Raw genomic sequence first — 12365 nt, forward strand, 5'->3', positions numbered from 1 at the left:
GGTGAGAAGGCGCTGGGAAGGCCGTCAATGCAGGTCAGAGCCTACGTGACGGGGGTTACACCGGCAGATGTAGCGCGCCTGACAGAAATGGTGCACAATCCGTGGGCCGACTCGGGAACAAATCCGGGGCCGCATGCATTATCAGCGCGTACACCCGCTGAGGGCGCCGTTCCGCGGCGTCGTGCGGGGACCCGGCCGGGGCGGCGTCGAACCCCGGATGGCCCGAAACCTTCCGGCGCGACCACCTACCGACGGAGAACACCACATGGCAACTGACTACGACGCCCCACGCAAGACCGATGAGGATGTCGAGCAGGACTCGATCCAGGAGCTGCAGGCACGTCGTTCCGACAAGTCCTCGGGCGTTGTGGACGAGGACGAGACCGAGGCGGCCGAGGGCTTCGAGCTCCCGGGTGCCGATCTGTCCGGCGAGGAGCTCGCCGTGCGTGTGCTGCCGCGTCAGGCGGACGAGTTCACGTGCTCCAGCTGCTTCCTCGTGCACCACCGCAGCCAGCTGGCCTACGAGAAGGCCGGCCAGATGATCTGCACGGAGTGCGCCGCCTGATCCACCAGGCCTTTCCGCACGCCGTCGAGCACTGACGAGGCACTGACGACACGACCGGGCTGTCATGCGATGCGTGGCAGCCTTCGTCGTGCCCGGGGTCCTCAGCCCTCCAGCGCCCGGACCAGCAGCTCCGGCCGGCGCGTGGAGACGAGCCAGTAGGGGGTCGGGTCGGCCGGGTCGTCGAGCGCGACCCGGACCCCGGTGCGGGCCCAGGCCCGCAGGCACACGTACGCGCGCGCGTCCAGGCCCGGTCCGAGCTCGTGCCGCATCGCGGCCACGTCCAGGGCTTGCGCGGGCCCGAGCAGCGCGACCGGGACGCGGGCGCTGCCGGCGCGCAGGACGCCGTCGGACACCTCGACCACCGGTGACGTCACCGCGAGGGCGGCTGCCGTGCCCACGCAGACCAGGAGCCCGGCCAGGACCGCCGCGCCCGCGTGCACGGGCCACAGCGCGATCGCCGCGATGGCTCCCAGACCGACCGTGCCGAGCCAGCCTCCCGGACCGGGCAGCAGGCGCTCGTGGAAGGTGAGGGTGGTCGCCGTCATGGGGACATCATCCCAGCCCCGGAGGCCTGCCCGGGCACCCGGACCGGCACTCTTGCGGCAGCGGGCCCCGAGGTGGCGTACTCTTCCGGCGTGCCCACCCCCGAGACCAGCGCCGCCTCCGGCGCCGACGGCAGCACGGTCGACGTGCTCATCCGCCTCCTCGACGACGTTCCCGTCCCCTCCTACGCGCACCCCGGCGACGCCGGTGCCGACCTGGTGACGACCGTCGATGTCGAGATCCCGCCCCAGGGGCGGGTGATGGTGCCCACGGGCGTCTCGATAGCACTTCCCGACGGCTACGCGGCGTTCGTGCACCCGCGGTCCGGGCTGGCGGCGAAGCACGGGGTCACGATCGTGAACGCGCCCGGCACCGTGGACGCCGGGTACCGGGGCGAGATCAAGGTCACGCTGCTGAACACCGACACCACCGAGGCCGTGAAGCTGGTCCGTGGTGACCGCGTGGCGCAGCTCGTGGTCCAGAAGGTCGAGCGGGCCCGGTTCGTGCAGGCCGAGACGCTGCCCGGGTCGCACCGGGGCGACGGGGGCTTCGGCTCCAGCGGCGGTTTCGCGGGCCGCTGAGCCGGCACCGACTTCCGTACCGGCCGTGGGCCGCAGGGGTCTAGGCTGTAGGTAACGAGTGGATAACGCCGCCGTGCGGAGCAACCGCACGCGCGCGGCGAGCCGAACTACGTAAGGAGCGTGGCTGTGGGTCTGTTCAGCCGACGAGGTGCGGCGGATGAGCCCGCGCCGGTCGAGTGGGCGTCGGTCGAGGCCGAGCAGCAGAAGCGGCCGCACGGACCGTTCGACCGGTCGCAGGTGGACGAGATGGGTCCGCGTGTCGACCTCGGCGCGATCTGGCTGCCGGTGATGCCGGGCCTCGAGCTGCGCATGGAGATCGACAAGAAGACGCAGAAGGTGACCGGGGTGACGGCCGCGCTGGAGGGGTCGAACCTGCAGGTGCAGGCCTTCGCGGCACCGCGCACCGAGGGCATCTGGGACGAGATCCGGCACGAGATCGCCCAGTCCGTGGGCGGCCAGGGCGGCGTCGTGGACGACGTGCCGGGCGTGTTCGGGCGCGAGCTGCTGGTGCGGATGCCGGTCAAGGGCCCCGACGGGCAGACCGGTCAGCGGCCGGCCCGGTTCATCGGGGTGGACGGCCCGCGCTGGTTCGTCCGGGGCGTGCTCGCGGGCCGGGCGGCGCTGGACGCCGAGGCGGCCAAGCCGCTGGAGTCCGTGTTCGCGAACATCGTCGTGGTCCGCGACCAGAGCCCGCGGCCCCCGCGGGACCTGCTGCCCCTGGCGCTGCCGAAGTCGGCGCGCAAGGATGGTGCCCAGGAGGCGGCACCCGCCGCCGGTCCCGAGGGCGCGGCACCGCAGCTGTCGGACTTCAACCCGCTGCGTCGCGGCCCCGAGATCACCCAGATCGGCTGACGAGGTGAGGTACTGATGTCGCTGCGTTCGGCGCTCGCGTCGCGCATCGCACGGACGCTCGCGTCCAACGAGGAGGTCTCGGACACCGAGGAGCGCGCCGACGCCTCCCGGAACGCCGGGTGTGCCGCCGTCACGTCGCTGCCGCTGCGCAGCCGGGGCAAGGTGGCCGGTGTGCTGCGGTCCGTGGTGCTGCGTCCGCGCGAGGGCGTGCCGACCCTGGAGGCGGAGCTGTTCGACGGCTCCGGCGCCCTGGACCTCGTGTGGCTCGGACGGCGGACCATCGACGGCATCGAGCCCGGCCGGCGCATCCGCGTGGAGGGCATGGTGTGCGAGGTCGACGGCCGCCGCACCATGTTCAACCCGCGCTACGAGCTCCGGCCGCGGCCGGGGGAGCACGGGTGAATCAGCGGCCGGCCGAGCACGGCACAATGGGCCCCATGAGCGAACCCGCACGTGACGACGTGCCCACGCAGCCCGAGCCCGAGCACGCCCCCGCCCGCGGGATGCGTGCCCTCACCGGCGAGGAGTTCTCGGCCGCGCAGGCCGTGGGCGGCGTGCGCGGCCTCGTCGAGGCGGTGCTCCCCGGCCTGGTGTTCGTGGTCGCGTTCGTCATCTTCACCGACCTGACGGTCCCGCTGATCGCCTCTGTCGTGGCCGCCCTCGTGCTCGTCGTGGCGCGGCTCGTGCAGCGCACGCCCGTGACGCAGGCCCTGGGCGGTCTGCTCGGCATCGCCATCGGCGTGGTGTGGGCATGGACGTCGGGCGAGGCCGAGAACTACTACGCGGGCGGCCTGCTGCTCAATGCGGGCTACCTCGTGGTGCTGCTCGTCACCATCCTGGTGCGCCGCCCAGCGGTCGGGTACGTGGTCGAGGCCCTGCGCGCCGGCCTGACGCCCGACGCGGTGCGCGCCGAGGCCGGCCGGGAGCCCGGGAGCGACGGGCCCTCGCCGTTCGCGGCCCTGACCGCCTGGCGCGACGACCCCGCCAAGCTGCGCACCTACACGATCGCCACCTGGCTCTGGGTCGGGCTGTTCGCCCTGCGCCTGGCGGTCAAGACGCCGCTGTACTTCGCGGGCGACATCGCGTGGCTGGGCACCTTCCACCTGCTGCTGGGCGTGCCGCTGTGGGCGCTGGTGCTGTACCTGACCTGGTACGTGGTGCGGCGGCAGGCGCCCGAGGGCGCCTAGCCCTCAGCCCTTCGGCACCAGCAGCTTCTGGAGAGCCGCGGTGTCGGCGTCCTTCCCTGCCACCAGGAGCAGCTCGTCGCCCGCCTCCAGGGTGTCGTCGCCGCTGGGCACCAGCGGGCGCCCGTCGCGCACGATGGTCGAGAGCGTGACCTCCGCCGGCCACACGACCTGGCCCACGCGCGTCCCCGCGACGCGGGAGTCGGCGGGCAGGGTCAGCTCCAGGATGTCGGCGCCCGACTGGCTGAAGCTGAAGATCTTCACCAGGTCGCCCACGGCGACGGCCTCCTCGACCATCGCCGTCATGATGCGCGGCGTCGACACCGCCACGTCCACGCCCCACGACTGGTCGAACATCCACTCGTTCTTCGGGTTGTTCACGCGCGCGACCGTGCGCGGCACCCCGAACTCCGTCTTGGCCAGCAGGGAGAACACGAGGTTCACCTTGTCGTCGCCGGTGGCGCCCACCACGACGTCGGCCTGCTCCATCTCGGACGCCTCCAGCGCCGGCAGCTCGCACGCGTCGGCGAGCACCCACTCCGCCTCGGGGACCTGCGAGACCCGCATGGCCGCTGCGTTCTTGTCGATCAGGGTGACCTCGTGGTCGTGGCTGAGCAGCTCCCGGGCGATCGAGCGGCCCACCGAGCCGGCCCCGGCGATGACGACGCGCATCAGTCCTCCTCGGCGGTCGGGGCGGCGGTCAGGATCCGCTCGACGTCGGCCGAGGCGTCGGCCGTCATGAGCAGGTGCAGGGTGTCGTTCTCCTGGAGCACGACGTCGGGCGTGGGCAGCACGGCCGAGGTGTAGCGGGTCACGAACGCGACCCGGGCGCCGGTCGCGGACTCGATCGCGAGCACGGGCCGGCCCACCCAGCGCCGGTGGTAGTCGATCTGCGCGAGCCGCACCGTGCCCGACGGGTCCACGTACTCGTCGCTGGAGCCGAGCGGCAGCATGCGGCGCAGCACCTGGTCGGCCGTCCACCGCACCGTGGCGACCGTCGGGATCCCCAGACGCTGGTAGATCTCGGCGCGGTGCGGGTCGTAGATGCGCGCCACGACGTTGTCCACGCCGTACGTCTCACGCACCACGCGGGCGGACAGGATGTTGGAGTTGTCGCCGTCGGACACCGCGGCGAACGCGTACGTGTCCTCGATCCCCGCCTGCACGAGCGTGTCCCGGTCGAAGCCGACGCCCGTCACCTTCTTGCCCGAGAAGTCCGCGGGCAGGCGCCGGAACGCGTCCGGGTTCTGGTCGATGACGGCCACGGAGTGCCCGCGACCCTCGATCTCCTGGGCGAGGCTGGAGCCGACGCGGCCGCAGCCCATGATGACGAAGTGCACGGACGGAACGCTACCGCGCCGCGGGTGATGGCGGTGCCCTGGGTGCGCTGGAGGCCATCGACGGGCATAGAGTCATCCAACGTGTCAGACATCGTCGATGCGGCCAAACGCCTCCTGGTCGGCCGCCCCATGCGTAGCGAGAGCCTGGGGCACACGCTGCTGCCCAAACGGATCGCCCTGCCCGTGTTCGCCTCGGACGCGCTGTCGTCCGTGGCCTACGCGCCGGACGAGATTCTCCTGACCCTCTCCCTGGCTGGTATCGCGGCCCTCACGTTCTCGCCGTGGGTCGGTCTCGTGGTGGTCGTGGTGCTGCTCATCGTGGTCGCCTCCTACCGCCAGAACGTGCACGCCTACCCGTCCGGCGGCGGCGACTACGAGGTCGCCACCACCAACCTGGGCCCGACGGCGGGGATCGGCGTCGCCTCGGCCCTGCTCGTCGACTACGTGCTGACCGTGGCCGTGTCGATCTCGTCGGCGGCGCAGTACGCCTCCGCCGCCATCCCCGGGCTGCGCGGGCACGAGGCGGCCGCCGCCGTGATCGCCGTGGTGCTGCTCACGCTGGTGAACCTGCGCGGCGTCAAGGAGTCCGGCACGGCGTTCGCCATCCCGACGTACTGCTACATGGCGATCGTCGGGGCCCTCATCGTGACCGGTGCCTTCCGGTTCTTCTCCGGGAACCTGCCGAAGGCCGCCAGCGCCGACTTCGAGCTCTCCGCCGAGGCGGCGTTCGACCAGGGCCTGGTGGGCATCGCGGGCGCCTTCCTGCTCGCGCGCGCCTTCGCGTCCGGCTGTGCCGCCCTGACCGGCGTCGAGGCCATCAGCAACGGCGTGCCCGCGTTCCGCAAGCCCAAGTCGCGCAACGCCGCCACGACCCTGCTGCTGCTCGGCGCCATCTCCTCGACCATGATCATCTCGATCCTCCTGCTGGCCCAGGCGACCGGTGTCCGGTTCGCCGAGGACCCGCACGAGCAGCTCTCGCTCAACGGCCAGCCGGTCTCGGACCACTACGTGCAGATCCCCGTGATCGGCCAGCTCGCCGAGGCCGTGTTCTCCGGCTTCCCGCCCGCGTTCTACGCGGTCTCTGCCGTCACGGGCCTCATCCTCGTGCTCGCCGCCAACACGGCCTTCAACGGGTTCCCCGTGCTGGGCTCGATCCTCGGCCGCGACGGCTACCTGCCCCGGCAGCTCCACACCCGCGGCGACCGGCTCGCGTTCTCGAACGGCATCATCACGCTCGCGGTCGCGGCGATCGTGCTCATCGTCCTGTTCGACGCCGAGGTCACCCGGCTCATCCAGCTCTACATCGTGGGCGTGTTCGTGTCGTTCACGCTGTCCCAGCTCGGCATGCTGCGGCACTGGACGCGCGAGCTGCGCACGGCGCACGACCCGGCGGTGCGGGGCCGCATGCTGCGCTCGCGCCTCGTCAACGGCGTGGGGTTCGGCCTCACGGGCATCGTGCTGATCATCGTGCTGATCACCAAGTTCACGCACGGCGCGTGGATCACGCTGCTCGCGATGGGCGTCCTGTTCGTGCTCATGCGGTCGATCCGCAAGCACTACGACCGCGTGCGCGACGAGCTCGCGCTGGACGACGTCTCGGCCGCCCGGGCGCTGCCCAGCCGGGTGCACGCCGTCGTGCTGGTCTCCAAGGTGCACAAGCCGACCATGCGGGCCCTGTCCTACGCGCGCGCCGCCCGGCCGAACGTGCTGGAGGCCGTCACGGTGGGCGTGGACCGCGAGGACGTCGACGGGCTGGTCGCCGAGTGGGAGGCCCTCGACCTGCCGGTGCCGCTGCGCATCCTGGACTCGCCGTTCCGCGAGATCACCCGGCCCGTGGTGAAGTACGTGCGCTCCCTGCACCGCGAGTCGCCGCGCGACCTCGTGATCGTGTACATCCCGGAGTACGTCGTGGGCCACTGGTGGGAGCAGCTCCTGCACAACCAGTCCGCGCTGCGGCTCAAGGGCAGCCTGCTGTTCACACCGGGCGTCGTGGTGGCCTCCGTGCCGTGGCAGCTCGACTCGTCCAGCGGCCAGACGGGCCTGGAGGGCGACACCTTCCTACGCGGGCGGCGGATGTAGCGGGCCGGTCCCGTGGGCGATACTGGAGGCATGCCCCGTACCCCCGACCGCCGCACCGCGCCCGCCGACCCGGACTCCGGTGGCCGCCCGCGCCGCCGTCCGCAGCGTTCCCCGCGGCCGGGCCGCGCCCGCCGCGTGAGCGACGTCCCCGACCCGGCCGTGGGCCGGGAGGTCGAGCTCGAGGTCGGCCCGGTCGCCCACGGCGGCCACTGCGTGGCCCGGCTGGACGGCCGCGTCGTCTTCGTCCGGCACGCCCTGCCCGGCGAGCGCGTGCGGGCCCGCGTCACGGAGGGCGGCCAGACCTTCTGGCGGGCCGACGCCGTCGAGGTGCTCCAGGCGTCGCCCGACCGCATCGAGCCCGCGTGGCCCGCGGCCGGCCCGGACGGCGCGGGCGGCGGCGAGCTCTCCCACGTGGCCATGCCGGCCCAGCGGCACTGGAAGAAGACGGTGCTCGTCGAGCAGCTCGAGCGGCTGGCGCGCATCGACCCCGAGTGGCTGGAGCGCGAGGTCACGGTCGAGGCCGCGCCCGGCGACGACGAGCGCCGCGGCCTGCACTACCGCACCCGGATCGAGCTGGTGGCCGACTCGGACGGGCACGCGGGGATGCGTGCGCACCGCGGGCACCGGGTCATCGCGCTGAAGAAGATGCCGCTGGCCACCACCGAGCTCATGGACTTCGCCGTGGCGGAGGACGTGTTCACCCGGACGTGGACGCCGGGCGCGCACCTGCGCCTGGTGGCACCGTCCGAGGGTGAGCCGCTGCTCCTGGTCGACGGCGCGCCGTGGCGCCGCGGACGGCCCGACCCCCGCCCCAACGCGCGCCGGGCGGTGACCGAGGTCGTGACCGGGCCGTGGGGCACGCACCGCTACCGCGTGGCGGCCGACGGGTTCTGGCAGGTGCACCGCGCGGCGCCCGCGCTGCTGACCGGCGCCGTGCTGGACGCGACGGGGGCGACGGCAGGGGAGCTGACCGGGGCGACCGTCCTGGACCTGTACTCCGGCGCCGGGCTGTTCACGCTGCCGCTCGCGGACGCCGTCGGGCCGCAGGGGCAGGTCGTGGCCGTGGAGGGCGACGAGCGGGCCGTGAAGGACGCCCGCCGGAACGCGCACGCGTTCGAGCAGGTGACGCTGGAGGTGGGTGCCGTGGAGCAGGTGCTGGCCGAGCGGGTCCCGGCGGCCGATGTCGTGGTGCTGGACCCGCCGCGCACGGGTGCCGGACGCGCCGTGGTCGACGCGATCGCCGCCCGCGACCCGCGTCGGATCGTGTACGTGGCCTGCGACCCCGCCGCGCTGGCGCGCGACGTGGGCTACCTGGCTGCGCACGGGTACGCGCTGTCGGGGGTGCGCGGGTTCGATCTCTTCCCGCACACGCACCACGTCGAGGCCGTGGCCGTCCTGGACCGGCAGGGTTGATGGGCGAGGTGGACAAATCACACGCTTCCGGACGCATAGGATTCGCCTCGTGAGGATCGTCTCGTGAAGCGGTGGTTGGTGGGCGGCGGGGTCGTCCTCGGGGTGGCGGCGGCGTTCGTGCTGGCCGTCGTGGTGGGCATGTTCCTCGGTGGCGGCAGCTACACGGCCGGAGGGGCCCCGCAGACCCTGTCGACGGCGGCGCCGGCCGTGGTGGTCTCGCCGACGCCGAGCCCCGCGCCGACGGAGCCGTCCGCGCTCCCCACGCCCCGCCCCACCCCGACCGGGCCCCTGCCGCGCAACGGCGCCCGCCCGGCGACCGCGCTGTTCGTCGGCGACTCGTACACCGTGGGGCAGCGTGCGTCGTCGCCCGAGGAGCGGTGGAGCTCGATCGTGTCCCGGCAGATGCGCTGGACCGAGCGCAACGTCGCGGACGGGGGCACCGGGTTCGTCAGCCGGTACCCCGACAAGGGCCTGCTCTCCTACGCGGAGCAGCTGCGCTCCGTCAAGTATCCGGCGCGCATCGACGTGGTGGTCATCGCCGGCGGGCAGAACGACTTCGACGAGCTGCGCACCGAGCCGGCCACGGTGTTCCAGGCCGTCGAGGACACCTATGCGCTCGCTGCCGAGCGTTTCCCGGACGCGCGGATCATCGCCGTCGGGCCGTCCACGCCGTGGGCGGTCGGGCTGGAGGTCCGGGCCCTGGACGGTGCGGTGCGCGCGGCGGCCGAGCGGTACGGCGCGACCTACGTGTCGCTGATCGACCCGAACGTGGTGCGGCAGCGCTACGTCGACGCGGACGGGATCCACGTGACCGACGAGGGGTACGCCGCCATCGCGCGCCGGGTGGTCACGCAGATATCTTGACGTCAAGATAAATGCGTTATGCTGGCTGCAGCAGCCCGGCCTAGGCTGGGTGAAGCCCCCTGGAACCCATGCGAAGGCTCCATCGCGCGATGACAGCGCCTGTGAGAGCCGACGCACCGTCAGCCCCGCAGAAGGAGCCAGTGTGAGCACCGTGGACACGTTCGGATCGAAGGGAACGCTGGAGGTCTCCGGCACGCCCTACGAGATCTTCCGGCTCAGTGCGGTCGAGGGCGTCGAGCGCCTCCCGTACTCGCTGAAGATCCTCGCCGAGAACCTGCTGCGCACCGAGGACGGTGCGAACATCACCGCCGACCACGTGCGCGCCCTCGCGTCCTGGGACCCGGACGCGCAGCCCGACACCGAGATCCAGTTCACGCCCGCGCGCGTGATCATGCAGGACTTCACCGGCGTGCCCTGCGTCGTGGACCTCGCCACCATGCGTGAGGCCGTCGCGGCCCTCGGTGGCGACGCGACGCGGATCAACCCGCTGGCCCCCGCCGAGATGGTCATCGACCACTCCGTGCAGATCGACGTCGCCGGCCGCGCCGACGCGTTCCAGCGCAACGTCGAGTTCGAGTACCAGCGCAACCACGAGCGCTACCAGTTCCTGCGCTGGGGCCAGACCGCGTTCGACGACTTCAAGGTCGTCCCGCCGGGCACCGGCATCGTGCACCAGGTCAACATCGAGTACCTGGCCCGCACGGTCATGACGCGTGAGGTCGACGGCGCGCTGCGCGCCTACCCGGACACCTGCGTCGGCACCGACTCGCACACCACCATGGTCAACGGCCTGGGCGTGCTGGGCTGGGGCGTCGGCGGCATCGAGGCCGAGGCCGCGATGCTCGGCCAGCCGGTCTCGATGCTCATCCCGCGCGTGGTGGGCTTCAAGCTCAACGGCTCCATCCCGGCCGGCGTCACCGCCACCGACGTGGTGCTCACGATCACGCAGATGCTGCGCCAGCACGGCGTGGTCGGCAAGTTCGTCGAGTTCTACGGCGAGGGCGTGGCCCAGGTGCCGCTCGCGAACCGCGCCACCATCGGCAACATGTCCCCGGAGTTCGGCTCGACGGCCGCGATCTTCCCGATCGACTCGGTCACGGTCGACTACCTGCGCCTGACGGGCCGCTCCGAGGAGCAGCTCGCCCTGGTCGAGGCGTACGCCAAGGAGCAGGGCCTGTGGCTCGACGCCGACACGCCCGAGGCGGTCTACTCCGAGTACCTGGAGCTCGACCTGTCCACGGTGGTCCCCTCGATCGCCGGGCCGAAGCGCCCGCAGGACCGCATCGAGCTGAGCAACGCCAAGGCCGCGTTCACGCGTGACCTGCCCACCTACGCCCCCGAGGTGCTGGACCAGGTGGACGAGGCCGAGAAGGAGTCGTTCCCCGCGTCCGACTCGCCGGCCATCACGCCGAACGGCCGCAAGCACGTGCACGTCACGAACAGCGACGGCAAGGAGTTCGAGCTGTTCCACGGCGCGGTCGCGATCGCCTCGATCACGTCCTGCACCAACACGTCGAACCCGTCGGTCATGCTCGCCGCGGCGCTGCTCGCCAAGAACGCCGTCGAGAAGGGCCTCGTGTCCAAGCCGTGGGTCAAGACCTCCATGGCGCCGGGCTCGCAGGTCGTGACCAACTACTACGAGAAGGCCGGCCTCTGGCCGTACCTCGAGAAGCTGGGCTTCCACCTGGTGGGCTACGGCTGCGCCACGTGCATCGGCAACTCCGGGCCCCTGGACGAGAAGGTCTCGGAGGCCGTCAACGAGCACGACCTGTCGGTCGTCTCGGTGCTCTCGGGCAACCGCAACTTCGAGGGCCGCATCAACCCGGACGTCAAGATGAACTACCTGGCCTCCCCGCCGCTGGTCATCGCGTACGCCCTGGCCGGCACCATGGAGTTCGACTTCGAGCACGACCCGCTGGGCCGCGACGAGGCCGGCAACCCCGTGTTCCTGCGCGACATCTGGCCGTCGCCGGAGGAGGTCGAGGCGACCATCGCGTCCTCGATCGACCGCAAGATGTTCGAGTCCGACTACGCCGACGTCTTCAAGGGCGACGAGCGCTGGGCCGCCCTGGAGACCCCCGAGGGCGACACCTTCGCGTGGGACCCGGAGTCGACGTACGTGCGCAAGCCCCCGTACTTCGACGGCATGGGCATGACGCCGGAGCCTGTCACCGACATCTCCGGCGCCCGCGTGCTGGCCAAGCTGGGCGACTCGGTCACCACCGACCACATCAGCCCTGCCGGCTCCATCAAGGCGGACAGCCCGGCGGGCAAGTACCTCGCCGAGCACGGCGTCGAGCGCCGCGACTTCAACTCCTACGGCTCGCGCCGCGGCAACCACGAGGTCATGATCCGCGGCACGTTCGCGAACATCCGCCTGCGCAACCAGCTCCTGGCCGCCGAGAACGACGGTGCGGGCGTCGAGGGCGGCTTCACGTTCAACTTCGTGAAGAACGCCCAGGACACGATCTACGACGCCGCGCAGGACTACGCCGCGGCCGGCACCCCGCTCGTGGTGCTCGGCGGCAAGGAGTACGGCTCCGGCTCGTCGCGTGACTGGGCCGCCAAGGGCACCGCGCTCCTGGGCGTCAAGGCCGTCATCACGGAGAGCTTCGAGCGCATCCACCGTTCCAACCTCATCGGCATGGGCGTGCTGCCGCTGCAGTTCCCGGCGGGCCAGAACGCCCAGTCGCTGGGCCTGGACGGCACGGAGACCTTCGACATCGCGGGCGTCACCGCGCTGAACGAGGGCACCACGCCCGAGACGGTGGCGGTCACGGCGACGAAGGCCGACGGTTCGCAGGTCGCCTTCGACGCCGTGGTGCGCATCGACACCCCGGGTGAGGCGGACTACTACCGCAACGGCGGCATCCTGCAGTACGTGCTGCGCTCGCTCGTCGCCTGAGCCCGACCTGACACGAACGCCGCGCCCCGGCCCTCCGTG

12 protein-coding genes are annotated in these 12365 nt (G+C 72.1%); 9 read left to right on the forward strand and 3 right to left on the reverse strand.

Annotation, left to right across the window (positions count from 1 at the left end):
* The first annotated feature begins 265 nt into the window (after positions 1–265).
* A complete protein-coding gene (locus ACO229_RS04615; protein WP_116675819.1) occupies positions 266–565 on the forward strand; it encodes a DUF4193 domain-containing protein in 300 nt (99 codons plus the stop codon).
* A gap of 101 nt (positions 566–666) precedes the next feature.
* Here the strand turns inward: ACO229_RS04615 and ACO229_RS04620 are convergent, their stop codons facing one another.
* Positions 667–1110, reverse strand: a complete 444-nt coding sequence (locus ACO229_RS04620) for a DUF3093 domain-containing protein (RefSeq protein ID WP_397413708.1) — start codon at positions 1108–1110, stop codon at positions 667–669.
* Between the two features lie 90 nt (positions 1111–1200).
* Between ACO229_RS04620 and dut the strand changes: the two genes are divergently transcribed.
* The 4 genes from dut (at position 1201) to ACO229_RS04640 (ending at position 3728) form a co-directional block, all read left to right on the forward strand.
* Complete coding sequence (dut, locus tag ACO229_RS04625) at positions 1201–1689, forward strand: dUTP diphosphatase (protein ID WP_397413706.1); 489 nt, start codon at positions 1201–1203, stop codon at positions 1687–1689.
* Positions 1690–1815: 126 nt separating this feature from the next.
* Complete coding sequence (locus tag ACO229_RS04630) at positions 1816–2541, forward strand: DUF3710 domain-containing protein (RefSeq protein WP_397413704.1); 726 nt, start codon at positions 1816–1818, stop codon at positions 2539–2541.
* A gap of 15 nt (positions 2542–2556) precedes the next feature.
* Positions 2557–2943, forward strand: coding sequence for an OB-fold nucleic acid binding domain-containing protein (locus tag ACO229_RS04635; protein WP_397413701.1), 387 nt, complete (start codon positions 2557–2559; stop codon positions 2941–2943).
* A gap of 35 nt (positions 2944–2978) precedes the next feature.
* A complete protein-coding gene (locus ACO229_RS04640) occupies positions 2979–3728 on the forward strand; it encodes a DUF3159 domain-containing protein (RefSeq protein ID WP_423463954.1) in 750 nt (249 codons plus the stop codon).
* Positions 3729–3731: 3 nt separating this feature from the next.
* On the opposite strand, the gene ACO229_RS04645 is transcribed toward ACO229_RS04640, so the two are convergent.
* On the reverse strand, positions 3732–4397 hold the full coding sequence (locus ACO229_RS04645) for a potassium channel family protein (protein WP_397413697.1): 666 nt from the start codon (positions 4395–4397) through the stop codon (positions 3732–3734).
* The gene (locus tag ACO229_RS04650) at positions 4397–5050 is read right to left on the reverse strand and encodes a potassium channel family protein (protein WP_397413955.1); all 654 of its coding nucleotides are present in this window, start codon (positions 5048–5050) and stop codon (positions 4397–4399) included. The genes ACO229_RS04645 and ACO229_RS04650 overlap by 1 nt, the downstream gene beginning before the upstream one ends.
* A 96-nt stretch (positions 5051–5146) precedes the next feature.
* Here ACO229_RS04650 and ACO229_RS04655 point away from each other — a divergent pair, with 96 nt between their 5' ends.
* The 4 genes from ACO229_RS04655 to acnA all read left to right on the forward strand — a co-directional run bounded on the left by ACO229_RS04655 (position 5147) and on the right by acnA (position 12326).
* Entirely contained in the window at positions 5147–7144 is a 1998-nt protein-coding gene (locus ACO229_RS04655) for an APC family permease (protein WP_423463955.1), read from the forward strand.
* 30 nt (positions 7145–7174) lie between these two features.
* Positions 7175–8557 carry a class I SAM-dependent RNA methyltransferase gene (locus tag ACO229_RS04660; RefSeq protein ID WP_423463956.1) on the forward strand — a complete coding sequence of 461 codons (1383 nt, stop codon included), beginning with the start codon at positions 7175–7177 and terminating at the stop codon, positions 8555–8557.
* A gap of 63 nt (positions 8558–8620) precedes the next feature.
* Positions 8621–9421 carry an SGNH/GDSL hydrolase family protein gene (locus tag ACO229_RS04665; RefSeq protein ID WP_423463957.1) on the forward strand — a complete coding sequence of 267 codons (801 nt, stop codon included), beginning with the start codon at positions 8621–8623 and terminating at the stop codon, positions 9419–9421.
* 142 nt (positions 9422–9563) lie between these two features.
* Positions 9564–12326, forward strand: coding sequence for an aconitate hydratase AcnA (acnA, locus tag ACO229_RS04670; RefSeq protein WP_397413688.1), 2763 nt, complete (start codon positions 9564–9566; stop codon positions 12324–12326).
* Positions 12327–12365: the final 39 nt, after the last annotated feature.

It is taken from the genome of Promicromonospora sp. MS192, assembly GCF_049532985.1.
In the GTDB taxonomy this organism is placed as follows: domain Bacteria; phylum Actinomycetota; class Actinomycetes; order Actinomycetales; family Cellulomonadaceae; genus Promicromonospora.

Bases quoted from the DNA above. Each gene is read 5' to 3' on its own strand.
- ACO229_RS04635 (WP_397413701.1), top strand. From the start codon at position 2,557: ATGTCGCTGCGTTCGGCGCTCGCGTCGCGCATCGCACGGACGCTCGCG.
- ACO229_RS04615 (WP_116675819.1), top strand. From the start codon at position 266: ATGGCAACTGACTACGACGCCCCACGCAAGACCGATGAGGATGTCGAG.
- ACO229_RS04640 (WP_423463954.1), top strand. From the start codon at position 2,979: ATGAGCGAACCCGCACGTGACGACGTGCCCACGCAGCCCGAGCCCGAG.
- ACO229_RS04660 (WP_423463956.1), top strand. From the start codon at position 7,175: ATGCCCCGTACCCCCGACCGCCGCACCGCGCCCGCCGACCCGGACTCC.
- ACO229_RS04650 (WP_397413955.1), bottom strand. From the start codon at position 5,050: ATGGGCTGCGGCCGCGTCGGCTCCAGCCTCGCCCAGGAGATCGAGGGT.
- ACO229_RS04645 (WP_397413697.1), bottom strand. From the start codon at position 4,397: ATGCGCGTCGTCATCGCCGGGGCCGGCTCGGTGGGCCGCTCGATCGCC.
- ACO229_RS04620 (WP_397413708.1), bottom strand. From the start codon at position 1,110: ATGACGGCGACCACCCTCACCTTCCACGAGCGCCTGCTGCCCGGTCCG.